Source organism: Campylobacter sp. CFSAN093260 (genome assembly GCF_012890095.1).
Lineage (GTDB): Bacteria > Campylobacterota > Campylobacteria > Campylobacterales > Campylobacteraceae > Campylobacter_D > Campylobacter_D jejuni.
In genome coordinates this window covers 26,197-52,688 of the sequence record NZ_CP040618.1, presented here as the reverse complement: position 1 = coordinate 52,688, position 26,492 = coordinate 26,197, and the positions used below count along the sequence as shown (strand labels likewise).

General features: G+C 32.6%; 11 protein-coding genes, 2 tRNA genes, 3 rRNA genes and 1 pseudogene. 4 read left to right on the top strand and 13 right to left on the bottom strand.

From position 1 onward, the window contains the following. Nucleotides 1-19 precede the first annotated feature (19 nt). The 11 genes and pseudogenes from FBF22_RS00185 to FBF22_RS00135 form a co-directional block, all read right to left on the bottom strand. On the bottom strand, nucleotides 20-2,695 hold the full coding sequence (locus tag FBF22_RS00185; RefSeq protein ID WP_165433241.1) for a pentapeptide repeat-containing protein: 2,676 nt from the start codon (nucleotides 2,693-2,695) through the stop codon (nucleotides 20-22). Further along, a pseudogene (locus FBF22_RS00180) lies at nucleotides 2,695-6,431 on the bottom strand (TaqI-like C-terminal specificity domain-containing protein). Before FBF22_RS00180 ends, FBF22_RS00185 begins: the two are co-directional and overlap by 1 nt. A 61-nt stretch (nucleotides 6,432-6,492) precedes the next feature. Next, nucleotides 6,493-7,890, bottom strand: coding sequence for a PD-(D/E)XK nuclease family protein (locus FBF22_RS00175; RefSeq protein ID WP_002865703.1), 1,398 nt, complete (start codon nucleotides 7,888-7,890; stop codon nucleotides 6,493-6,495). Nucleotides 7,891-7,995: 105 nt separating this feature from the next. Beyond that, a 5S ribosomal RNA gene (gene rrf, locus FBF22_RS00170) occupies nucleotides 7,996-8,112 on the bottom strand. Nucleotides 8,113-8,368: 256 nt separating this feature from the next. Beyond that, nucleotides 8,369-11,275: ribosomal RNA gene (locus FBF22_RS00165) — 23S ribosomal RNA — on the bottom strand. A gap of 536 nt (nucleotides 11,276-11,811) precedes the next feature. Continuing rightward, nucleotides 11,812-11,888, bottom strand: a tRNA-Ile gene (locus FBF22_RS00160). Nucleotides 11,889-11,896: 8 nt separating this feature from the next. Continuing rightward, nucleotides 11,897-11,972, bottom strand: a tRNA-Ala gene (locus FBF22_RS00155). Between the two features lie 102 nt (nucleotides 11,973-12,074). Continuing rightward, nucleotides 12,075-13,587: ribosomal RNA gene (locus FBF22_RS00150) — 16S ribosomal RNA — on the bottom strand. The 16S, 23S and 5S rRNA genes sit together here with 2 tRNA genes alongside, the layout of an rRNA operon. Nucleotides 13,588-14,179: 592 nt before the next feature. After that, nucleotides 14,180-15,187, bottom strand: coding sequence for a type II asparaginase (locus FBF22_RS00145; RefSeq protein WP_257067281.1), 1,008 nt, complete (start codon nucleotides 15,185-15,187; stop codon nucleotides 14,180-14,182). An 83-nt stretch (nucleotides 15,188-15,270) separates the two neighbouring features. Next, complete coding sequence (recJ, locus tag FBF22_RS00140; protein WP_002855578.1) at nucleotides 15,271-16,842, bottom strand: single-stranded-DNA-specific exonuclease RecJ; 1,572 nt, start codon at nucleotides 16,840-16,842, stop codon at nucleotides 15,271-15,273. Further along, nucleotides 16,829-18,460 carry a CTP synthase gene (locus FBF22_RS00135; protein ID WP_002855601.1) on the bottom strand — a complete coding sequence of 544 codons (1,632 nt, stop codon included), beginning with the start codon at nucleotides 18,458-18,460 and terminating at the stop codon, nucleotides 16,829-16,831. Before FBF22_RS00135 ends, recJ begins: the two co-directional genes overlap by 14 nt. Before the next feature lie 119 nt (nucleotides 18,461-18,579). On the opposite strand from FBF22_RS00135, the gene thyX reads away from it, so the two are divergent. Both thyX and FBF22_RS00125 read left to right on the top strand, forming a co-directional pair. Then, nucleotides 18,580-19,203: an FAD-dependent thymidylate synthase gene (thyX, locus tag FBF22_RS00130; RefSeq protein WP_002853111.1), complete on the top strand. Its 624-nt coding sequence runs from the start codon at nucleotides 18,580-18,582 to the stop codon at nucleotides 19,201-19,203. Nucleotides 19,204-19,322: 119 nt separating this feature from the next. Beyond that, nucleotides 19,323-20,708, top strand: coding sequence for a cation:dicarboxylase symporter family transporter (locus FBF22_RS00125; protein WP_002884674.1), 1,386 nt, complete (start codon nucleotides 19,323-19,325; stop codon nucleotides 20,706-20,708). A 37-nt stretch (nucleotides 20,709-20,745) separates the two neighbouring features. Here FBF22_RS00125 and FBF22_RS00120 read toward each other — a convergent pair whose 3' ends face one another. Beyond that, on the bottom strand, nucleotides 20,746-23,115 hold the full coding sequence (locus FBF22_RS00120) for a ribonucleoside-diphosphate reductase subunit alpha (RefSeq protein WP_002853090.1): 2,370 nt from the start codon (nucleotides 23,113-23,115) through the stop codon (nucleotides 20,746-20,748). Nucleotides 23,116-23,129: 14 nt separating this feature from the next. Continuing rightward, a complete protein-coding gene (gene purB / locus FBF22_RS00115; protein ID WP_002787425.1) occupies nucleotides 23,130-24,458 on the bottom strand; it encodes an adenylosuccinate lyase in 1,329 nt (442 codons plus the stop codon). Between the two features lie 80 nt (nucleotides 24,459-24,538). Between purB and FBF22_RS00110 the strand changes: the two genes are divergently transcribed. After that, nucleotides 24,539-25,435: an RluA family pseudouridine synthase gene (locus FBF22_RS00110; RefSeq protein WP_002820948.1), complete on the top strand. Its 897-nt coding sequence runs from the start codon at nucleotides 24,539-24,541 to the stop codon at nucleotides 25,433-25,435. Nucleotides 25,436-25,555: 120 nt separating this feature from the next. Continuing rightward, nucleotides 25,556-26,434 (top strand): fumarylacetoacetate hydrolase family protein, encoded by an 879-nt coding sequence (locus tag FBF22_RS00105; RefSeq protein WP_002853085.1) that lies wholly within the window; start codon nucleotides 25,556-25,558, stop codon nucleotides 26,432-26,434. The last annotated feature ends 58 nt before the right edge of the window (nucleotides 26,435-26,492 follow it).

Sequence of the window (26,492 nt, the reverse complement as noted above, 5' to 3'; positions counted from 1 at the left end):
TCAAGCTAAGCTTTAAAGCTTAGCTTGGCACTATGGAATTTTTTCGTGCGGTTTTTTGGAGTGAGAAAATACAAAGCAAAAGGATAATGCCATATAAAACACTAGTAGATTTTATGGTGTTTTCTGTAATCTCGTCTTGATTTATAATCTTTAAAATCCCTTCAAAACTTGATTTAAATTTCAAAAGAGCCAAGACACTTTTTAATTTATCTTGACTGTCTTTTTGATCAAAAAGAGCCATTTGCTCAGGTGATAGTTTTTCAGATATAGAAAAATTACTTTTTATCGCATATAAAATATCTATTTCTTGACTAAAATTTAATTTTAAAAATTTATTAAGTTGAGCAGATACAACGCTATTGTTGTTTTTATTGTCTATCTCTTCTATGATATTTTTTACATTTGATGTGTTATTTTCTAGCTCATTTAAAACCTTTTTATAATCACTTACATATTTATCATTATACACTTTAGATAAAATTTCTTTTAATTTTTCTTTATTTGCTATTATCAAAGCTTTAGCTGAATTTAACTCTGTAAAAGAAATATTTTGATCTTTTAAATGGAGATTAAAATCATTTTGCAATATGCTTGCTAGATTTACAATAGCACTCGCATTTAAATCATTTAAACTTTTTTCAAATTGACTTTCATAAAGCTTATCTGATGAAAATACACCTGTAAAAGGATTTATAAATTGTGGTTTTGTTATAATCGTTGCAATAAAAATCATATAAGCAAAAAATCTCACAAGAAAAATAAATAATTTAATTTTACAAATAAAAAAAAGATAAAAAATCAATACGCCTAAAAAATAAATCAAAAAGCAAAAAATTGAAATATACTCTGATGATAAAAACAATATCATAGATATTGTAAAAGCACCACAAAGCATAAAAATCAAAATAACGGCATATTGATACAATTGTTTTTTAACATTAACAAGCATTAAAGCAAATACAAGCAAAATAATATAGCTTGCTATAATTATCGATACTGAATTAAGGGATAATATAAAATTTATGGTTTTTGAAAATACAAAACCCATAAAAGCATACAATGAAATCATTAAAATTGTAAAATTTAAAATTTTTAAGAAATTTGTATGGTGATTGCTAGTATTCCTATAAACTTGTAACAAAACACAATCAGACCACAAAGTAAAATCTAGCATCTTTCTTCCGGAAACTATTAATTTTCTTTTAATTTTATTAAATTTTATCCTCCAAAAGATTATAAATTTATTTATATCTAAAGGATAAAATGGTTTTAGAATAAATGTCAAAATTTTATATATAAAAAATACAACATAAACACAATAAAACATTATTGTAAAAAATGGAGCGACCAAAACTAACTCAACAAATATTAATATATTTACAGATAAATGTCCAATTATTTTTAATAAAAATATTATAAGAGGTATAATTTTTGAATAATTAAATTTTTCATAATCCTTAGGATTATATACTTGATTTTTAGATTCTTTTTTTAAATTGTCATTTTTATTTTTACTTAATTGAATTTCCAATTCTTTCTCTTTCGCATAAAGTTCTAATTTATGCCATTCTTGAACTTCTAATTTATTGTTTTGAGTAATTAAAACATCTTTTATAACCCTGAAAGAGTCTTTTAAATTTTTGGCATATCTTAATTGGTGTTCGTTTTGAATTTTAAAAATCTCTTTTTCATCTTGTATTCCTTTGGTTTCGTTTTTGTAACTTTCATCTTTATAATTATCTTCTATATATTGTTCTAATGATTTAAAATCTAATTTGTCTATATTTACATTTGTTAAATTTACAGCTTTTGGTTCCTTAAAATAACAAGCACTGAAATTTGGAACTTTTTCAAATCTCACCCCATAAAAACTAGCTGTTTTTTCAAATTCACACTCGTGAAAATCAACATAATCTTTAAAGTGAGCATTGTTAAAATAAATATTATTGGTAATTTTAGAATTATGGAAATCAACCTTATTCTCAAAAATACAATCTTTAAATAATGTATTTTGCGCATTATTATAGTATTTATTATCAGGCAATGGTGTGCCTGATGCAAAATAACTGAAATCAACTTCATTTTTAAAGATACAATTTGAAAAATCAACTCCATTGTGAAATTCTTTATATTTATTATCTTTTAAAAAACGCAAAGATACTTTGGATTCAAATTCGCAATGAGAAAAATTTAATCTTTCAAAGCAATTACAATTTATATAAACTTCTTTCTTAAAAATACTTTTATAATTTTTCCCTTCATAACCATATCTATTTTTTAAATACTCAAGAACATTTTTAGGAATAGCTTTGGAATCTCCTATAATTTGATAAGAAAAAAAATAAGCAGGAATAAAATTTTGCATAAATGAGAGCGTCTTTAGCGCTTCTTTGTTTTTATTGTCTTCATTTTCTTTTAATATCAATCTGAAATTAAAATAATAGATAATATTATTTTCATCTTCTATTTTATCTATAATTTTTACATCATTAAAATTGTTTTTATTATTTTTTTCTAAAACTTCATAAATGATATATGGGTGCAATGGTTTAGCTAATTCTCCAGCATTTAATTTTTTCTTACATTCAAACTTAGCTAAATCTAAAGAAATAATTAAATTTTCATTTTCTAAACCCATTATAAAAATACCGCTATTTGGTATTTCTAGTTCGATATTATGTATATTTCTTTCCATTATTTCCCTTCTATGATTTTTATTTCTTCTTCGGTGAGATTGTAAAGTTTATAAACCAAAGAATTGATTTTGTTTTCTAGTTCTTGGGTGTTTGCGTTTTTGTCTTGTTCTTTGGCTTTTAAAATTTCATCGACTAAATTTATAAGCTCATCGACTATGTTTTGATTTTTAGAATTTATTTTTGGTATAGGTAAATTTTCTAGAGCGTGTTTGTTATATTGATAACCTTTTGTCCCTAATTTGCAACCTTGAGAAAAATTCTTATAATAATATGTAATTAAATTTGATGATAATAATCCTAGTAAATATTTTAAATTTTCACAGACTATAAAAAAAGCTGTTTTTTCTAAAAAAATTCCTTTATTATCATAGACAAAATATGCTCCTTGAGTTGTTTCAGGATACACTATCTTTTCTTTTTCAAATTCTTCATAATAAGCGATATTGTCTTGAGTTTCAAACCATTTATTGCTAGTTTTCTTTCTGCAACCTTTTTCTCCGCTTTGTTCTATGCGTGGTAAAAATTGAGATAAATATTGCTTTAAAGCAGGATATTGTTCTATATCGATTTTTAAACTTGGAAAAGTTCCTATCACCCAAAGTCCTGCCCATTCATAACTATATCTTTTTATATCACGTCCGCGTAGCATTTTGCGTATGAGTTTAGCGGTGCGTTCTTTTTCGGCTTCATCTTTGCAATTTGCTAAAATTTCATTTCTTTTTTCAGTGGTGATGATAAAGGCTTCATTATAGCCTGTTAAAATTCCACGATATATATTAAGCCCATACCATTCTTTAAGCGGAGTTCCTATGCGTTCTATCTTAGCCTTTAAGGCACTAGTATTCTCATCGCTAAAAGTGAAGCTTTCTTTGCTTAAAGAATTTTGCGAAAATTCTGCAAAGTCCTTATATAAGCCGATGTTATAAGCACAAGTTTTTAAAATTTCATTGCTTAGGGCAAGGTATTTGAATTTATTATCTTTGCTTTTTGATTTTTCAAAACAAAGTATGGAAGTATCCACTGTAGCACTATCAAAAACTTTTATGCCGTTTAAATCAGTGTATTCTAAAAACTTAACATTTTTAAGCAAAAATTCACGCAAAGCTTCCCCATATCCTGCACGCGTGTATTTATTAGAAGTGATATAGCTCAATACCCCCCCCTATCTTTTAAAACATTAAATCCTAGTTCATAAAAATAAGTATAAATATCGCTCGTGCCTTTATAAACCTTATAATTTTTAGCTAAATGGGGCTTGAGTTCTTTAAGCTCTTCTTGTCTTATATAAGGTGGATTGCCGATGATGAGATCAAAGCCTTTGAAATTTCCATCATCGTCCAAAATTTCAGGGAATTCAAAACGCCATTCAAAAGGATGATTGCTTTCTAGGTTGAAGATATTGTCGTATTCTTTTTTAAGATTTGCAAATTCTTTTGTGGCTTCTTTTTCATCAAAGTCAAAAAGAGTCAAATTCGCACTAACAAAGAATTTCAAATTTTCATCATCTACGGCTAAGAAATTTCCGTATTTTTTAGAGTATTTTTCACATTTATCGTTAAAGCTTTTCATTTCTTTTTTAAATTTATCTGCAAAGCAGAAATTTTTAAAAGAAATTTTGAGATTTTTTATCTCTTGGTTGATGTGGCTTTTATCCGTGTAAAAGCCTTCTTTATAGTCTTTTACTATGCGTTTGTATTTGCCCATACGTTCTTTGATGTTAGGATAGTGGTTTAGGCTTTTGCCTGTTTCAAAGTAAGATACCAAAGAATTTCCGCATTTTATGTTTATATCGATGTTTGGCAATGTTTTAAGATCGTGATAATTTTCATCATCAAAGCTTTGATAAAAACTGTGTTTTAAAAGCTCTATCCAAAGCCTTAGCTTGGTGATCTCGCATGAGTTAGGGTTGATATCGACTCCAAAAAGGTTGTTTTCTATGATGTCTTTTTTGGTATGAAAAAGTTCTTGCTGGATAAGATGGGCTTTATCTTTAGGCGTGCTTGGGCGTTTATACTCTATAAACTCGCCTTTTCTACCCGTGATGAGAATTTCATCGTTTTGCACTTCTAGATAAAATTCTTCATCAAAAAGATTTAACTCATCATAAATGCTTAGCATAACATTTAAAGCAGAAACTAAAAAATGCCCGCTTCCCACCGCAGGATCGCAAATTTTTATAGAGTTTAAAAGCTCTTTTTGTGCTTTTTTGTCTTCTTTTCTTAAAGACTTTCTTAGTTCGCTTATATCTTTAGCATCAAGATCAAATTGAGCGTTGAATTTATCAAGCACAACTTTTGTGATGCTTTCTTTGCACATATAAGAAGTGATAAAGCTTGGCGTGTAAAAGCTTCCTTCTTTGTAGCCATTGAGTTTTTCAAACACATTTCCTAAAACACTTGAACTTATGAGTTCTTTTTGGCTTAAAATTTCGCTTTGCTCATCATCGCTACCAAAATCAAAACTATCCAAAAATTCAAACAAGTATTCTAAAAGCCCCACTTGTCCTTTTTTAGCCTTGCATTTATCATCTTTTAGCACGGTGTTTTTATAGTAAAAAAGCTTTAAGTCATTACTTAAGCTTGAAATTTCAAGCGTGTTTTCTATGCTTTGTTTTTCAAACAAAGAAGAATTTAGATAAGGCAGATAAGCAAATTCGCTTTTCTTTCGCGTGCTTTTTTCTTTGGCTAAAACTTCAAAGAAAAGTTCGCTAAGCTTGTCAAAATCAGGGATTTTTTTGAAATTTAAAAATTTCAAATTTTTATCATCATTAAAACGCACCAAATTTGACTCTATAAGCTTTAAAAACAAAATGCGATTAAGCCATAAGATCAAAAGTTTTAAGATGGTTTCAAAATTTTCTTCTTTAAGCTTAGAGTTTATAGCGGTGTAGAAAGTTCCTTGCTCTTCTTTGCTTTCTTCGCTTTTTGCGATGATGAGTTTTGAGTTTTGTTTACTTTCGCAAAGCCCTAAGATGTATAAAAGTTCTTTGTAAAAAGCGTTGTTGAGTGAATTTGCATCGTTGGGGTTAAACTCACTTAGCAAAAAGTCTCTATGAAAAGTTTTATAAATACTTGCTAGGTTTTTAAAATTTGATTTTTGTTTGTCTTTTAAAAACGTCAAGTCAATCAAAAAGCCTTTTAAGTTTTCTTTGGAATTTTCTATGAGTTTGGCTACTTCTTTATAGAATTCTTCAGTATTACCTTTGAAAAGTGAATTTGGATTACAAAATTCTTCAAAAAGTTTTTTAAAACTTGGATTTTTATAAAAAAGCTCTTCAAACTCACTAATTTTAAAAATGTAAAATTTATAAAAATCTGTGATGATAATAAATTTTAAGCTAAAACTATACTCTCTATTTCTAAAATAATATAAAATAGTCTCGTGTAAGGCTTTAGAATTTACCTTTGTATGAGTGATAAATTCTTTTGAATTTGGCTTTTTAGCCTCAATAAGAACTTCTAAGTCTTTACTAAACTCATCTTTAGAGATGGATAAGTCAATCTCACTTTTGCCTTTTTGCTTGGTTTTGATGTGAGTTTTGAAATTTAACATGGTTAAAAATGGACTAAGTGCATTAGCTACAAGATAATCTTCATTTTCACTTTGCGAACTTTCAAGTCTTTCTAGATATTGCATTAAAGCCTTGTTAAATATATCAAATTCATTTTGCATGATTTGCTTTTTGCGGTAGTATGGGTTGAAAAAATCTTTTTCATTTAGCAAAGTGAAATGCATTTTTAACCTTTATAAAAAATATTTTGTATTTTACTAAATTTTACTTTTATATAAAATTTTTTTAAGAATTTAATATATCATTAATACCTTTATATGCTTCCTGTATAGGTTTTTTAATAAAAAAATCATTTAAAATTTGAATAAAATCTTTTTTAGAATTTTGATTTTCAATCAACCAATAAATAAAAGCGTATTCTCCTTCTAATTTTTCATTGTTTATTAATTTATCACAATAATAGTGATTTTGATATTTTCTAACATTTTCTTCTTTTACATCTTTAAATAATTTTAAACATTCTTTATATTTTTCATTTTCTATATCTTCTTCATCATCATTTGAAATTTCAAATGTCAAACCAATAATATCATAGTAATTTTTTTTAAAATAAATATATAGACATGGATATATGCTTTCATTCTTATAATCAATAGGATAAAATATAAACACACCATGATTAACACGATTTTCTTCTATTTTATTGCCGATAAAAGTTATATCACCTATTTTAATTTCCTTGTGTTCAAAACTATCAAAAAATTCTTCTATTATATATTCGCAGATGTTGCTCCATTTATGCTGGATAATATCTTTAGCTTTCTTATAGTTTTCTTCATTTAAATTTTTAAGCTCTGATTTATTTTTGTTATATCTATATAAAATCATCGCATTTTTTAAATTTTGCATTTTTATATTGTTTTGAAAAATAAATTCTAGTACATCATCTCTTTGAGTATACTCATCTGTCATATACCATTGTAAAATACTTTTGTATTGATTTAGAGTAAAAATAATGTTTTGTATATCAAGAATAAATTTTTGATCTTTGATTGATTTTTCTTCATATATTTTTATACACTCATCAATCCATTCCTTAATCCATATATAATCCATCTTCAAATAATAGCTAACATTATTTTCATTTTTATCTTTAATCAAATTTGTCTTTATTGTAAAATTTCCCAAACTATAATCACTAGGACTAGCACACTCATCTTGATGCAAATATATAGTCAATATGTTTTTATAACAATCTTTTATATTTTTGATATTTTTTCTTACAAAATTAATATAATCTTTCAATTGATTTTTTTGATCTTTTGCATAAATTTTATTTTCTATTATAATATATCTTTTATCACTTAATGTTATTAAAATATCTATCCTTCTATTATCTTTTATGCAGGCTTCTGTTTCTACGCTTTTTATATCTTCTATGTTTAAATTTTCAAATTTCGTATTTACTAAACTCTTACCAAGTTTTTCTAAAAATACCTTTGCAAAATTTTTTTGATAATGATCCTTATTTATATCAATTAAATAAGCTATAAATTTAGAATGATAATTTTCTTTTGTTTCAATATTCAAAGCATCAAATATATTTATATCACTCAAACCATTATTCACATCTTTTTCAAATTTAATATCTTCTTCAAGCAACCTTTCAATAAATTTTTCCATGTATCACTTTCCAAATTTTATACAATTTTACATGTAAATAAATTTTTAATTACAAACTAAAAAAACTGATTATTAATTTTATAGGCAAGTTAAGCAGAATTAACAAGTCCGCAATGAGCTACTTTCCCCCTGCCAGTAAGGCGTAGTATCATCACCCACGATGTGCTTAGCTTCTTGGTTCGGGATGGAGCAAGGCGTTTCCACATCTGTATAATCACGGACATTGTTATTTAAATATTCTTTGAAAGATTGAATTTAAAAAATAAAGCTTAATCTTTTATTTCTTTACTTTTTTCTTTATTCTCTTTCTTCTTTTCTTATCTTTTATCTTTGATAAGTTTTTATATAGAATACTTAAAAAACAATGTTAAGAGCAAGTTCTAATACAAACTCTACTTGAAAGATTTCTATTAAACTCTAAATATTATCTATATTCAAAGTCTTCTTAAAAACCTTAACAAGGAAGTGATGCTTTATTAAAGATAAGCCAAACGCTCTATTAGTACTGGTCAGCTAAAGGACTTTCATCCATTACACACCCAGCCTATCAAACTAGTAGTCTTCTAGAGAGCTTAGAGAAGATTCATCTTAGAGTTGGCTTCACGCTTAGATGCTTTCAGCGTTTATCCTTTCCAAACTTAGCTACGCTGCGATGCTCTTGGCAGAACAACAGCTACACCAGTGGTTTGTTCAACCCGGTCCTCTCGTACTAGGGTCAAATCTCTTCAATCTTCTTACGCCCACGGCAGATAGGGACCGAACTGTCTCACGACGTTCTGAACCCAGCTCGCGTACCGCTTTAAATGGCGAACAGCCATACCCTTGGGACCTGCTCCAGCCCCAGGATGCGATGAGCCGACATCGAGGTGCCAAACCTCCCCGTCGATGTGAGCTCTTGGGGGAGATCAGCCTGTTATCCCCGGGGTACCTTTTATCCTTTGAGCGATGGCCCTTCCACACAGAACCACCGGATCACTAAGACCGACTTTCGTCTCTGCTTGACTTGTATGTCTTGCAGTTAAGCTGGCTTATACCTTTATACTCTACGAACGATTTCCAACCGTTCTGAGCCAACCTTTGTAAGCCTCCGTTATTATTTGGGAGGCGACCGCCCCAGTCAAACTACCCACCAGACATTGTCCCACTTGAGGATAACTCAAGCTGGTTAGCTACCCAAATAAGAAAGAGTGGTATCTCAACAATGGCTCATATACAACTGGCGTCATATACTCAAAGCCTCCCACCTATCCTGCACATTCTTATCCAAGTAGCAGTGTCAAGCTGTAGTAAAGGTCCACGGGGTCTTTCCGTCTTGCCGCGGGTAGGAGGAATTTTCACCTCCACTACAATTTCACTGGATCCCTCTTTGAGACAGCTCCCATCTCGTTACGCCATTCATGCAGGTCGGTATTTAACCGACAAGGAATTTCGCTACCTTAGGACCGTTATAGTTACGGCCGCCGTTTACTCGGGCTTCGATCAAGAGCTTCGCTAATGCTAACCCCATCAATTAACCTTCGAGCACCGGGCAGGCGTCACACCCTATACATCCTCTTACGAGTTAGCAGAGTGCTGTGTTTTTGGTAAACAGTCGGGAGGGACTCTTTGTTGTAAGTTTCCTTGCTTTCGGAGTAAATCCTAATACAAAGCTAACCACACCTTATACCGAAGATACGGTGCTATTTTGCAGAGTTCCTTAAAGAGAGTTCTTCCACGCGCCTTAGAATACTCATCCCACCCACCTGTGTCGGTTTACGGTACGGGCAACATTAGCTAAACTTAGAAACTTTTCTTGGCTCGACGGCATCAGGGGTTCTTCTATCCATCCGAAGACTTCAAAAAGCCTTTCAGTTCTCGGAGTATTGTTATACGGATTTGCCTGTACAACCTCCTACGACCTTAGACTAGCACTTCCATCCGCTAGCCCCCTTAGCCCTAAGCGTCCTTCCATCGCACACTAATGTTGGTATTGGAATATTAACCAATTTGCCATCGTCTACCCCTTTCGGACTCGACTTAGGACCCGACTAACCCTACGATGACGAGCATCGCGTAGGAAACCTTGGGTTTACGGCGTTAATGATTCTCACATTAATTATCGCTACTCATGCCTGCATGCTCACTTCTATTCGCTCCAGCACTCCTTACCGGTATACCTTCGACGCAAATAGAACGCTCTCCTACCACTTAGTAAACTAAGTCTACAGCTTCGGTACTTACTTTAGCCCCGTTATATTTTCCGCGCAAAATCACTAGACCAGTGAGCTATTACGCTTTCTTTAAAGGATGGCTGCTTCTAAGCCAACCTCCTGGTTGTTTAAGTAACTTCACATCGTTTTCCACTTAAGTAAGATTTAGGGACCTTAGCTGGTAGTCTGGGTTGTTTCCCTCTTGACGACGGATTTTATCACTCGCCGCCTGACTGCTGTGATTACATATAAGGTATTCGGAGTTTGATAGGGTTTGGTACATTGGTGTATGCCCTAGCCCATTCAGTGCTCTACCCCCTTATATTACGACACAACGCTATACCTAAATATATTTCGGAGAGAACCAGCTATCACGAAGTTTGATTGGCCTTTCACCCCTATCCACAAGTCATCCCGGGGCTTTTCAACGCCTATGGGTTCAGTCCTCCACTAGTTCTTACACTAGCTTCAACTTGCTCATGGATAGATCACTTCGTTTCGGGTCTGCAGCATCTGACTAAGCGCCCTATTCAGACTCGCTTTCGCTACGGCTTCGCGTTTGCTTAACCTTGCCAGACACCACAACTCGCAGGCTCATTATGCAAAAGGCAGTCCATCACCCTGTATTGCTACATAGGGCTCTGAATGATTGTAAGCAAATGGTTTCAGGTTCTATTTCACTCTGATCACCTCAGTTCTTTTCACCTTTCCCTCACGGTACTTGTGCACTATCGATCTGGTATTAGTATTTAGGGTTGGATCGTGGTCGACCCGGATTCAGACAGGATTCCTCGTGTCCCGCCCTACTCAGGATACTGCTAGCTAAGGTTTGTTTTTCGCATACGGGACTATCACCCTCTATGGTTATACTTTCCAGAATGTTCTGCTAAACTTACCTCTTGCACATTGCAGTCCTACAACCCCCAGTGCAAGCACTGGGTTTGCCCTCTTGCGCTTTCGCTCGCCGCTACTGACGCAATCTCTATTGATTTCTTTTCCTGAGGGTACTAAGATGTTTCAATTCCCCTCGTTCGCTCCTATATAGGTAATGTATATCTCTATACATTGGGTTGACCCATTCGGAAATCTACGGATCAAAGCTTCTTGACAGCTCCCCGTAGCTTATCGCAGTCTAGTACGTCCTTCATCGCCTTTACCAGTCAAGGCATCCACCATTCGCTCTTAGTAGCTTACCTTTTTTACCTTTTATTATTGATTCTAAAACGCATCACTTCCTTGTTAAAGTTTTTATGATAAGACTTCTTTATCTTAAGACGGAAAGCATTCAAACACTTAATATAAAACTAAATGATTTAGTCTCAACTAAGCTGTGAGTTTGAAACTTGTCTTTAATTTATAATCCTTAAATCTAATATTCTCTTTATTTATAGAAATAAAGACAGCTAAAAGTTAAGTTAAACTAAAGAAAAGATAAATAGGTTTTATCCTTTAACAAGTCCTGTAAAATTGTTTTTATTAAAACTTGCTTGTGACTCTTAACAATGATAATTAAAAAGAACATTTAGGTTTAAAACCTAAAGGAAGTATATATATTAACATAATTCATTATAAATATAAATGCATAATGTATATGCTACTTATATCTATTAAAGTATATTCTTTTATAGTTAAAGATAAAAAATAAATCTAAGTATAGAGTTTATATTTTATATTTAATCTATTTTATATACTTGCTTTAGATTTTAAAGCTTCTTTATTCAAATCTTTTTTATGGTGGGCCTAACAAGACTTGAACTTGTGACCTCACCCTTATCAGGGGTGCACTCTAACCAGCTGAGCTATAGGCCCTTAATAAATGGTGGAGAATAGCGGGATCGAACCGCTGACCTCCTGCGTGCAAAGCAGGCGCTCTCCCAGCTGAGCTAATTCCCCATAAACAATTAGCTTTATCATCAATCTTTGAAATCTAAACAAGAATCAATTGAGTTTATATATTGAAGTAATAGTTGTGAGACTTATTACTTTGTACTCTAGAAAGGAGGTGATCCAACCGCAGGTTCTCCTACGGTTACCTTGTTACGACTTCACCCCAGTCGCTGATTCCACTGTGGACGGTAACTAGTTTAGTATTCCGGCTTCGAGTGAAATCAACTCCCATGGTGTGACGGGCGGTGAGTACAAGACCCGGGAACGTATTCACCGTAGCATGGCTGATCTACGATTACTAGCGATTCCGGCTTCATGCTCTCGAGTTGCAGAGAACAATCCGAACTGGGACATATTTTATAGATTTGCTCCACCTCGCGGTATTGCGTCTCATTGTATATGCCATTGTAGCACGTGTGTCGCCCTGGGCATAAGGGCCATGATGACTTGACGTCGTCCACACCTTCCTCCTCCTTACGAAGGCAGTCTATTTAGAGTGCTCGGCCGAACCGTTAGCAACTAAATACGTGGGTTGCGCTCGTTGCGGGACTTAACCCAACATCTCACGACACGAGCTGACGACAGCCGTGCAGCACCTGTCTCTAAGTTCTAGCAAGCTAGCACCCTCATATCTCTATAAGGTTCTTAGGATATCAAGCCCAGGTAAGGTTCTTCGCGTATCTTCGAATTAAACCACATGCTCCACCGCTTGTGCGGGTCCCCGTCTATTCCTTTGAGTTTTAATCTTGCGACCGTACTCCCCAGGCGGTACACTTAATGCGTTAGCTGCATTACTGAGATGACTAGCACCCCAACAACTAGTGTACATCGTTTAGGGCGTGGACTACCAGGGTATCTAATCCTGTTTGCTCCCCACGCTTTCGCGCCTTAGCGTCAGTTGAGTTCCAGCAGATCGCCTTCGCAATGGGTATTCTTGGTGATATCTACGGATTTTACCCCTACACCACCAATTCCATCTGCCTCTCCCTCACTCTAGACTATCAGTTTCCCAAGCAGTTTAATGGTTAAGCCATTAGATTTCACAAGAGACTTGATAATCCGCCTACGCGCCCTTTACGCCCAGTGATTCCGAGTAACGCTTGCACCCTCCGTATTACCGCGGCTGCTGGCACGGAGTTAGCCGGTGCTTATTCCTTAGGTACCGTCAGAATTCTTCCCTAAGAAAAGGAGTTTACGCTCCGAAAAGTGTCATCCTCCACGCGGCGTTGCTGCGTCAGGGTTTCCCCCATTGCGCAATATTCCCTACTGCTGCCTCCCGTAGGAGTCTGGACCGTGTCTCAGTTCCAGTGTGACTGATCATCCTCTCAGACCAGTTAAGCGTCATAGCCTTGGTAAGCCATTACCTTACCAACTAGCTGATACTATATAGTCTCATCCTACACCGAAAAACTTTCCCTGCTCAACTTGTGTTAAGCAGGAGTATAGAGTATTAGCAGTCGTTTCCAACTGTTGTCCTCTTGTGTAGGGCAGATTAACTATACCTTACTCACCCGTGCGCCACTAATCCACTTCTAGCAAGCTAGAAGCTTCATCGTTCGACTTGCATGTATTAGGCACGCCGCCAGCGTTCACTCTGAGCCAGGATCAAACTCTCCATAAAAATTATAGATAGTTTAATCTTTTTCTTCAAAGAAAAAGTTATGAAAGATTAAAAGAAAAACTTTTAATCTTTTTAATTATTAGATTGAATAGATTTTACATAATTACTTATGCCTAAATCTTTCTGGCTCAATCGATCACTTATTTAGATTTCAAAGATTGACTAATAAGATTTGAATAACAATACTAAGTTAAAAGAACAAAACAAAAAATCATTTTTAAAAGAAAAGTTTTTAAATTAAAAAACAAGATTTATAAAAAAGCTTTTAGTTTATAAGATAAAAACCAAAAGAGTTAATTTATAAAATCTACTAAGCTAGTGAAACTTTATAATTTAAAAGATTTTAAGTCCTTTTTTCAAAAAAAGGAAATGAAAGTATAACCAATTAAACTTAAAAGGGGATTAAACAAAGGATTAAATAGTATAAATATTTGTGTAAGTATTTATATAAGTATTTGGTGGGTTTAAAAATGGGGGGAGGGGGAATTTTAAATGATAATAAAAAATACAAGATATAATATACTATTAATAGGATTGAAAGGCTTGACTTAGGGAAGATAAGTTCCCTAAGTTTAGAAATATTTAAAAAATTTTAATATTTTAAAAAATACTCTTGAATTTTTTTAGGATCACTTGTTTTTGTAAGTGCTAACATAAGCAAAACTCTTGCTTTTTGAGGATTTAAATCTTCAGCACTAATAAAACCTAATTTTTCATCTGAATCACTCACAGCAACACAACCTGCTACAACCCTTGAACTTACAACAACCTTAAGCCCTTTTTTTAAAAGCTCTTTTAAAACATCTTTTTGATTTTTGTGTATACTTCCTGCTCCACTTCCTGCAACAACTATGCCCTTAGTTCCATGTTCAAATAAAGCTTTTGCAGCGACACCACTACCATCATTTGAATAGCTATAAAGAATATCTACTTTTGGCAAACTTGTGAGTTTGCTTACATCAAAAGGAGCGTTTTTTGTGTGAGCTTTAGTAACATTATTATAGAAAAAGACTTTACCATCTACTATATAACCCAAATCCCCAAAATCAGGAGAAGAGAAAGCATCAACATTTAAACTATGAGTTTTTACTACGCCTCTAGCGCTTAAAATTTTATCATTTATAGCTACCATAACACCCTTATTCTTAGCTTCTTTATTGGCAACTAATGCCACTGCATTATAAAGATTTTTCGGACCATCCGCACTTATAGCAGTTGATGGACGCATAGCGCCAACTAGAACTACGGGCTTATCACTTTTAATGGTTAAATTTAAAAAATAAGCAGTTTCTTCCATAGTATCAGTACCATGAGTTATCACCACACCGTCTATCCCCTCAGCAAAAAGCTTAGCAATTTTTTTAGCAAGCCTTAACCAAATTTCATCACACATATTTGAACTATCAATATTTGCTATTTGCTCCCAACTAATATCTGCTAAATCTCTAATTTGCGGAACTGCTTTAATTAATACATCTATATCAATGGCTCCGGCCGTATATCCTGTTGTAGCAATAGTGCTATCAATGAAGCCTGCTATCGTTCCGCCTGTTCCTAAAATAGCAATCCTTGATTTAGCTTTTTTCATGCATACTCCTATAAAAAGACAACATATAAATAATTTTTTAATCTCTTGTATATTAATTTTTTAATGTTATTAATGCAAATTATAAGTAAAAATTTTTATAAAATCTCTTTAACAACAAACTGTGGAGTTACCATTCCCCTAAATTCATTCTTAGAAATACTTCCAAGCAAAGAAATATTTTGATTCAATTCTGGCTCTTTATCAAAATTAAAAAATAAAGCTTCTATGGTTTTATTTTCCTTAGTTAAAACAAGCTTTAAGTGTTTTTCATCTTTACCTAGAAGTTTTTTATTTTTTACACAAAGATTTTCTAAAACAAAAAAAGGTCGTGGATTTTTATGTCCAAAAGGTTCAAAAGATTCTAAAATTTCAAGCATTTCAAAATCAATTTCGCTAGGTTCTAAGATTCCTAAAATTTCATCTGTATCCAAAAATTCACTTTCAGAAATTTGCGAACATTCTTTTTTGATTTTATTTTTAAATTGTTCAAAATTTTCAGAGTTTAAACTGATTCCAGCAGCACCTTTATGACCACCATAATTGCTTAATATAGAATTTGTCTTAGAAATTAAAGCTAAAATATCAATCTTGCCAACACTTCTTGCGCTGCCTTTTAAGTGTTCTTCATTTTGAGAAAATACAAAAGCAGGTTTATTAAAATGTTTAGCTAAACGACTTGCCACAATCCCTAAAACACCTTCATGCCAATTTAAACCCGATACCACAATACAAGAATCGTTTTCATCGATTTGATTTAAACTATCTTCAAAAAGCTGTTTTTCTTCATCTTTACGACTTTCATTAAAACTAACAATTTGCTCTAGATATTCTAAAGCTTTATTAAAATCTTTAGTGTGTAAAAATTCATAAGAAATACTTGCATCATCCATTCTTCCAGCACTATTTATAAGCGGAGCAATTAAAAATCCTATATTATCAAGAGCAAATTTATCCTTTTGATAATAATGCTTAATAGCCCTAAAAGCAGCCCTTTTAGATTTGTTAATATGATCTATGCCACGCCTTACTAAAGCACGATTTAAATCTCTAAGTTCCATCATATCTGCAACAATTGCAATCGCCAAAAGTTCTAAAAATTTACACATGTCATATTTAAGCTTGCACACCTCTTTTAAAGCCGCTATCAAATACCATGCGACTTGAGCTCCACAAATTTCAATTTCTGGAAAATCACAATCTTTTTGCTTTGGATTGATAATGGCAAAAGCATCAGGTAAAACATCTTGAGGCATATGATGATCAGTGATAATCAAATCTATATTTTTTTCTTTACAGAGTTTGGCTGCTTCAAGAGCAGCTATTCCATTATCTACTGTTATTATTAAATTTACATCAAGTTCGTTGATAATCTCAGCATTTAATCCATATCCATCTTTAAAACGATTTGGAATTCTTATAATATAATCAAAACCTATATCATCGAAAAATTCTGCCATAATAACACAAGAAATGATTCCATCAACATCATAATCTCCTACTATGGCGACTTTCTCATTTTTTTCTACAGCTTCTTTGATGCGATTAGCTGCTTTATATGCATCCTTTAAACAGCATGGCAAAGGCAGATCACAAAGTTTGGTATGCAAATCTTTTTCAAAGCGTGAAGCCAAAATTTTTTTAATTTCATTTTTATTAATTATCTTCATAGTTTATAGCTGCCTTGATAAAACTGCAAATCACAGGATTAACATGCTCAAGTCTTGATGTAAATTCTGGATGAAACTGCACAGCCAAGAAAAAAGGATGACAGTTAAGCTCAACTGCTTCAATCAATCCTTTGCTTTCACCACTTACAATCAAACCGTGTTTTTCAAAATCTGCTCTATATTTTGGATTTGCTTCATAGCGATGACGATGGCGTTCTTTTACACTCTTTACTTCATTATAAACCTTAGCCAAAAGGGATTTTTCCTTGATATCACATTTATAAGCCCCTAAACGCATAGTTCCACCTAAAGGAGTTTTTGCAGTACGAATTTGTTTTTCTCCATTTGTATCCATAAATTCATCAATCAAATAAACCACAGGATTTTGGCATTTTTCATTAAATTCACTTGAATTTGCATCTTTAAGTTTTAATACATTTCTAGCAAATTCCACCAAAGCAAGCTGCATACCTAAACAAATTCCTAAAAAAGGAATTTTATTTTCTCTTGCGTATTGAATGGCTTTTATCTTACCTTCTACACCACGATATCCAAATCCCCCAGCAACCAAAATTCCACTCACATCTTTAAATACTTCAGAACTTTCCATATTTTCAAGTTTTTCACTATCTACCCATTTTAACTCCACTTTAGTATCTAGAGCTGCACCTGCGTGTATAATAGCTTCAGTAAGGCTTTTATAACTTTCTTTTAAATCCACATATTTGCCTACAAAAGCGATTTTAACTTCATTGCTTGGAGCTATAACTCTTTTTACCAAAGAGTCCCAATTTTCCATATTAGGTTTTAAATTTTTCAAATCCAAAATTTCAGCAATAGGGCTTAAAATATCTTGCTTTAAAAAATTAAGTGGAATTTGATAAATACTAGCCGCATCAACACTTTCTATCACGCAATTTTTTTCCACCCCGCAAGAAATAGCAATTTTATCTTTTAAATCTCTATCAAGAGCTTTTTCACTACGACAAATAATCATATCAGGACTAATGCCTATGCGCCTTAACTCGCCTACACTATGTTGAGTTGGCTTTGTTTTTAATTCCCCTGCAGCCTTAATAAAAGGTACTAGAGTAAGATGAATATTCATAGCATTATTTTTACCCACTTCCAAACGCAAAGCACGAATAGCTTCTAAAAAAGGCAAGCCTTCTATATCCCCAACAGTTCCACCTATTTCAACGATAAGTATATCTTTGCCTTCTCCTGCTTTTTTAATGCGATCTTTGATTTCTCCTACTATATGAGGGATAACTTGAATGGTTTTGCCAAGATATTCTCCACGCCTTTCTTTTTCAATCACACTTTGATAAACCCGTCCTGTAGTGAAGTTATTATCTTGAGATAAACTCTCATCCAAAAAACGCTCATAATGCCCCAAATCAAGATCCGTTTCTGCTCCATCATCAGTTACAAAAACCTCTCCATGCTCAAAAGGACTCATAGTGCCTGGATCAACATTGATATAAGGATCAGCTTTTAAAATACTCACTTTAAGCCCTGAATTTTTTAAAAGTGTTGCGATAGAAGCAGCGGCTATCCCTTTACCCAAAGAACTTAAAACTCCACCTGTTACAAAAATATATTTTGTTTGTTTCATTGATAATAAGCCTTATTTTTTTATCTAATTATAGCTTGATAAAACTTTTTATTTCATTAGAATTTTAAGTAAAAAATGCAAGAATTACAAAAAATATTTTTATCAAAAAAGGAATAAGCATGCAAATCACTTTACTTTTTCACACTCCATTATCTGTTTGTTCCCATGCAACAAGAACTTGTTGGCAAAGCTTTGAAAAAGGCGATTGCGGTGGCGAAAAAGATAAAGAACTTATCGATCGCGTGGGCAACAAATTCAAACACGCTTCAACCTTAGAACATCTAAACTATACTTTTTATATACAAGGAATTTCAAGAGCTTGCTTACAAGAAGTTGCAAGACACCGTCACACTAGTCCTAGTGTAAAAAGCACGCGTTATACCTTAAAAGAACTTCGCAATGAAGCTGAATTTAAAATAGGAGATTTTGAAAATGCAAGCCGTTATCTTGTGCTTTGTGGTAATGAAGAGGTTGATAACGCAAGCATTAAAGCCTTAGAAAATTTACGCACTATTTTACAAAAAAGCATTAGTCTAGATATAGCCAAATACTGCTTACCAGAAAGCTATAAAACTGAACTTACACTAACGATTAATGCAAGAAGTTTGCAGAATTTCATTTCTTTGCGTAGTTCAAAATCAGCTCTTTGGGAGATTAGAAATTTAGCAAATGCTTTATTTGAAGCCTTGCCACAAGAACACAAATTTATATTTGAACATTGCTTACATAAAGATATAGAATAAATCATACTAATTTTATCTTATTTAAAATATTGTTATGCTACCATTTATAAAATCAAGCTTTACGCAAGTATATTTTCATATACCTTGTGCTTGATTATAGTTTCTTATAAGGACTTTTTATGGATAAACAATTTTTTCAAGATTTTCTAATGCTTTCACAAGCTCATACTATAACTACTCTTGCTATGCTTTGCGTTGTTTTTTACGCATTAAAAAAAATGCGGGATATAAAAATCAATTTTTCTCTTCGCATGCTATTTGCGCTTTTAATGGGTTTGGGGTTTGGTTTTGCTTTGCAATATTTGGCAAATTTTCCAGATGCTAAAGAAGCAAGTAATATTCTTTGGTATAGCGAAACAAAACATTGGTTTGCATTTGTAAGTTCTGTTTTTGTAGCTTTTATAAAAATGCTGGTTGTTCCTCTTGTAAGCATTTGCATTATAAAAGTAATTATAGAAATTGATAAAAATATCAAAATATCCTCCTTGCTTGGAATAAGTCTTTTTTGGATACTCTTTAGCACAGCCATAGCTGCAACCTTGGGTATATTTTTAGGTTATAGTTTTGATTTAGGAAGTAATTTTGCTATACATGAAGGAAATAAACAAATTCGCGAAATTCAAACTTTTTCAAATATTATACTAGGGCTAATACCTAGCAACATCATTGCAGCTATTAATAAAGAAAATATTATAGCTATTGTCATTTTTTCTTTTTTTATAGGAATTAGTGCTAAAAAAATTTCTAAAAAAGAAGAGTATGAACAAGCCTTTAAAAGTTTTCATAATTTTATCCTAACCTTTTATAATATTATGATGAACATGACTGCTACAGTCATTAGATTTATGCCTTATGCTGTAGTTTGTATGATGGCTAATGTGCTTTTAAGCAATGGTTTTGAAGCTATCAAAACAGCTGGACTTTTTATAATGCTTATTTATATAGCTATGTTAATAATGTTCGGGGTGCATTTTTTACTTCTTGCTTCACAAGGGCTAAACCCTATAAAATATGCAAAAAAAGCATTTCCTGTATGGTTATTTGCATTTAGCTCAAGATCTTCTTTGGGCACTTTGCCTATGACTACTTCAACTTTGCAAAATAAATTTGGAGTTAATTCAGCTATAGCTAATTTTGTAGCATCTATAGGTACAACAACAGGACTTAATGGTTGTGCGGGATATTTTCCAGCTTTAGCGGCAGTTTTTGTAGCTTTTGCTACACATACACATATTGATTTTACATTTGCTTTAATGATAGTTTTGGTAGCTGTTATTGGATCCTTGGGTATAGCTGGAGTACCTGGAAGTGCAACTATGGCAGCTTCTATTATGCTAGCAGGGATTGGATTTGGTAATAATTTTGTCATGCTAAGTTTGATTTTAGCTATAGATCCTATTATAGATATGGCAAGAACAGCAAGTAATGTCTCAGGAGCTATGACTTCGGCACTTTGTACTGCAAAAAATCTAAAAGCCCTAGATAAAGAAATTTACAATTCTTAATCTCTTAAAACCCAATATTTTCATTGGGTTTTAGTATTTATTGGCAACCTTCACATTCTATGCTACGATCTGCAACATTGACTTTTTCACTATCAGGGCTTTCGCTTCTTAGATAATAAGTAGATTTTACTCCAAGCTCCCAAGCGAGTTGATAAATTTCATTTAAATATCCCCCACTTGCTTTATCAAGCGATAAAAAGATATTTAAACTCTGCCCTTGATCGATCCATTTACCACGCACAGCAGCAGCCTTTACAAGAATTTTTTGATCAAGTTCGTAGGCTGGAGTATAGTATTGCCAAGTATCAAGGCTTAAATTTGGCACAACAACAGGTATCATACCACTTAAATTTTGTTCAAACCACTTTCTTTTGTAAACAGGTTCTATAGTCTGCGTAGTACCCACCAAAATAGAAATAGAAGAAGTAGGTGCAATGGCCATCAAATAACCATTTCTCATACCATCTTTTTTAACTTTTTCTCTAAGTTTAACCCAGTCGCATTCACTTTGATCAAATAAGCCCTCTCTTAAAGTTAAAGCTTTAGCCTTAGGACTTGCTACATCAATAGGAAAAATCCCCTTGCTCCAATTTGATCCTTCAAAATCTTCATAAGAACCTTTTTCAAGAGCTAAATTTGAACTCGCATTAATAGCCTCAAAGCTAATTTGTTCCATAATCTCATCGATTTTATTTAAATGCTCATCGCTTCCCCAATAAATCTTAGCCTCAGCAAGCATTTGTGCCTCACCCATGACTCCAAGACCTATGGCGCGAGATTTTAAATTTGTATCTTTTACTTTTCTATGAGGATAAAAATTTAAATCTATCACATTATCAAGCATACGAATAGCAGTTGGCACAACACGCTCTATATCTTCTTTAGTATACACTTTGCTAAGATTTATACTTGCTAGATTACAAACGGCTGTTTTTCCATCATTTTTATATTTTTCTACTATATAAACTTTATTACCATCAATACTATCTAAAGTTGAGATTTTTTTGGCTGGTTTTTCATATCCCCCATCGATCACAACTTTTTGTTCTTCATCAAAATGAAGTTCATCTCCATTTTCAAAAACTACTTTAATTTGATAATAATTTGGCTCGGTATTTTGAAAAATTTCAGTACATAAATTTGAACTTCTAATAATTCCTACATGAGCATTTGGATTTGCTCTGTTAGCGCTATCCTTAAAACATAAAAATGGCAAGCCTGTTTCAAAATAATTTAGCAAAATTTTCTTCCAAAGCTCTTTAGCTTCTACGATTTCTTTGGTAATGCTTTCATCTTTTTCATATTCTTCATAGCGTTTTTCAAAAGCTTCACCATATAAATCACACAAATCCGCCGTATCCGCAGGATCAAAAAGAGTCCATTTATCATTAGCTCTTACTCTCTTCATAAAAAGATCATTGATCCATAAAGCAGGGAAAAGTTCATGAGCACGGCGTCTTTCTTCACCTGAATTTTTACGCAAATCAATAAAATCACTTATATCCATGTGCCAAGGTTCTATATAAACAGCTATAGCTCCTTTTCTGGTTCCTAGCTGATCTACTGCCACGGCAATATCATTAGTAATTTTCAAGAAAGGTATAATCCCTCCTGCGGCATTTTTATGCCCATCTATGCTTCCACCCATAGCACGCACTTTAGACCAATCCCAACCTATACCGCCACCAAATTTAGAAAGCAAAGCCATTTCTTGGTAAGAATCAAAAATTCCCTCGATATTGTCAGGAGTTGAGCCTATATAACAAGAGCTAAGCTGATGGCGTGTTGTTCTTGCGTTTGATAAAGTAGGAGTTGCAAGCATGAGTTCAAATTTAGAGATGAGATCATAAAATTTCTTTGCCCATTCTTGAGGATTAAATTCATTCTGTGCTAAAAACATAGCAATAGCCATAAACATTTGCTGAGGAAGCTCTATAGGCATACCCTTGCTATCTTTAATCAAATATCTATCATATAGAGTTTTAATGCCAAGATAAGTAAATTGCATATCGCGTTCAGGCTTAATATAATCATTTAAATCATCTAAATCATATTTTTCTTTAAGCCCAAGTAAAATTCTACCTTCCTTTTCGCCCTTTTCAAAATACTCACGCAAATGATTATAGCGATTCATTCCATTCACTTTTTTATACAAGTCAAACAAAAAAAGTCTAGCTGCGACAAAGGTCCAGTTTGGACAATCAATATCGATTTTATCTACAGCAGTTTTAATTAAAGTTTTTTGAATTTCTTCAGTTGAAATTCCATCTCGAAATTGAATTTTAGCATCAAGCTCGAGCTCGCTTAGATTAACGCCTTCTAAATCTTTTATAGCATCAAAGGTGCATTTTTTGATCTTAGAAACGTCTAATTCTTCTGTGCGACCATTTCTTTTAATAACTTTCATTGTATTCCTTGTCCTTATTTAAAAGTTCTTGCAAAGATTGCATCAACATTTTTTGTGTAATAATTATAATCAAAACATTTTCTTATATCCTCTTCACTCAAGCTTTTTCTCAAATCCTCATCAGCTAAAAGTGCAAGTAAAAATAAGCTTTCATTTTTTTCATTGATAGCAGCTTTGCCATTTTGCAAATCAGCCCAAACTTTCATCGCATTTCTTTGGACTATTTTATAAGCTTCTTCACGGCTAATGCCCTTAAATGGAAGCTCTAATAAAACGCGTTGTGAAAATACGAGTCCACCTGTAAGATTTAAATTTTTCATCATATTTTCAGGATAAACCAAAAGCTTATCGATCAAATTTGTAAGACGCATGAGCATAAAATCAGCTGTAACAAAGGCATCAGGCAAGATAAATCTTTCAACACTTGAATGCGATATATCTCTTTCGTGCCATAAAGCTACATTTTCTAAAGCAGGAGTTACAAAGGATCTAAGCACACGGCAAAGCCCTGTGATATTTTCACTTAAAACCGGATTTCTTTTATGTGGCATAGCCGAACTTCCTTTTTGCCCCACGCTAAAATACTCTTCAGCCTCATAAACTTCAGTTCTTTGAAAATGTCTTATCGCAACAGCGATTTGCTCACAACTTGAAGCTAAAATTGCAATAGCAGAAATAACTTGAGCATAACGATCTCTTTGGATCACTTGATTTGAAACAGGGGCAGCTTTAAGACCTAAATTTTTACAAACTTCTTCTTCAAATTCTAAAGGAGCATGAGCAAAATTTCCCATTGCACCACTAATTTTTCCATAACTTATCACTTCTCTTGCATGCTCTAAAAGCTCTTTTGCATGCAAAATTTCATCATACCAAATAGCTAACACTAAACCAAAAGTGATAGGCTCTCCATGAATTCCATGACTTCTACCTACCATTAAAGTATTTTTATGTTCCAAAGCGCGTTTTTTAATCACTTCTAAAAGCAAAGAAACATCTTCTAAAATCAAATCCAAACTTTCTTTCATCTGTAAAGCTACAGCGGTGTCGATACAATCAGAACTTGTCATTGCATAATGCACAAAACGACTCTCTTCTCCTAAACTTTCACTTACACTTGTAAGAAAAGCGATAACATCGTGTTTTGTGGTTTTTTCTATTTCGTCTATTCTTGCAATATCAAATTTTGCATTTTTAAGAATTTTTTCACAATCTGTATCATTTATAAGGCCTAGTTTATTCCAAGCTTTTACAGCAGCTAGCTCTACTTTTAGCCATGCATCATATTTTGCTTGCATATCCCATTTTTTGGCCATGATTTCTCTGCTATATCTTTCAACCATCTTTGAAACCTTTTTAGCTATAATTTTTTTTAAAAATGAAAATGGAATTTTATCTAAAAAAATTTAGAGAAAGGTTAAGTTTGGCTTACACAAAAATAAAACTCTCAAATAATGGAAAAAAGGCGTTTCAAGTCCTTATAGATAATTTGAAAATCAATATAAATGAAGCCCAAAAACTCATAGACAAAAAAAGACTTTTTTGTGATGGAATTTTAGTAGAAGAAAAAAATAAAATCTTAAAAGGCGATGTAGAATTAATAGTCTATGAAAACAATCCCAAGGGAGTAGAAATTGTTTTTGAAAATGAAGATTTTGCGGTACTTGAAAAAGAAAGTGGAATTTTAAGTCATCCTAATGGCAGACACTGCAAATACAGCCTTAGTGATGAAATTTGGCACCTTTGGGGTAAAAAAGCGTGCGTAGCCCATAGGCTTGATAAAGAAACAAGTGGACTCATACTCGTAGCCAAACACAAAAAAGCACAAATTGAACTTAAAACTATGTTTGAAAAAAAACAAATTCAAAAAGAATACCTTGCCCTTGCAAGTGGAGAAATTAAAGTAAATTTTATAGTCGATCAAGCGATGGATTTAACAAAAGATTATGATGATGTTAAAACTAGAATGCAAATTTGTGAAAATGGAAAAAAAGCAATCACAGAGTTTGAGGTTTTGAGCTTTTATCCTAAGCTCAATGCTACACTTTTGCTTTGCAAACCACTCACAGGCAGACAACACCAAATTAGAGTGCATTTATTTTATAAAAACCACAAAATTTTAGGCGATCCACTCTATGGCCTTGAAAAAAAAGATATAGAAAAAATTTTAGATGACAAAATGGACATAGAAGAACGCATAAAACTAAGCGGTGCTAAACGCTTGTGTTTGCATTCTTATCGTTTAAAATTTAACTATAACGGAGAAAATTTTGATATTTTTTCAAAAAAGGGTATGGAAAAAATTTTAGCAGCATTTTAAAATAAAGGCGATACTTCATATCTAACAAGCTATCATTTTTAATAAAAATTTTTAAAATAAAAATTTACTTTTTGTTAAAAATTTAGTATAATCAAAAAATAAAAATATAGGATTTTATAAATGAAATTTGTTAATTTTAAATTTAATCAAAAAGCTACTCTAGGGGTGTTTAACTCAAGTGGAAAGGTGGTAAATTTAGCCGATCTTGATATCAATGTTCGTGATATGAATGAATTGATTATAAATTTTGATGAATTTAAACATAAGTTTAAAGATTTAGACTCTAAAACAGCTTATGAAATTCCAAAAGAAGATTATCTAGCTCCTATCATAGAACCTCGACAAGATATCATATGTCTTGGGATCAATTTTTTAGATCATGCCAAAGAATCTGCACAATTTAAAGGCGAAAAATTTGAAGAAAGAGAATATCCTGTATATTTTGGAAAACGCTGCAATCAAGCCACAGCTCCTTTTGGCAGCATATCTTTACATGCTGATGTAACTTCTCAGCTTGATTATGAATGTGAGCTTGCTTTCATTTTAAGTAAAGATGCTTATAAAATCAAAGCTGAAGATGCAAAGGATTATATTTTTGGTTATACCATCATCAATGAAATTTCAGCACGAGATCTCCAAAAACGCCACAAGCAATTTTACCGCGCAAAAAGCCTTGAGGGAAGTACTATCATGGGGCCTTATATCACAAGTGTTGATGAGATTGCTTATCCACCTGAACTCCATTTGAAAAGTTATGTCAATAAAGAATTACGACAAAACTCCAATACAAAATTTTTTATTTTTGACATCGGATATGTCTTAGAGGAACTAAGCTCAGGAATGCTCTTAAAAGCCGGTACCATCATATCAATGGGAACCCCAAGCGGTGTAGGAATGGGTTTAAATCCGCCCGTTTTTCTTAAAAAAGGTGATGAAGTACGCTGTGTAATAGAAAATTTAGGAGAACTTTGTAATAAAATAAAAAATATCAATTATTAAATAATTTACTAAAATTATACTATAATGGCATTTTAAAAACTTAAATTAAGGCAGAAAT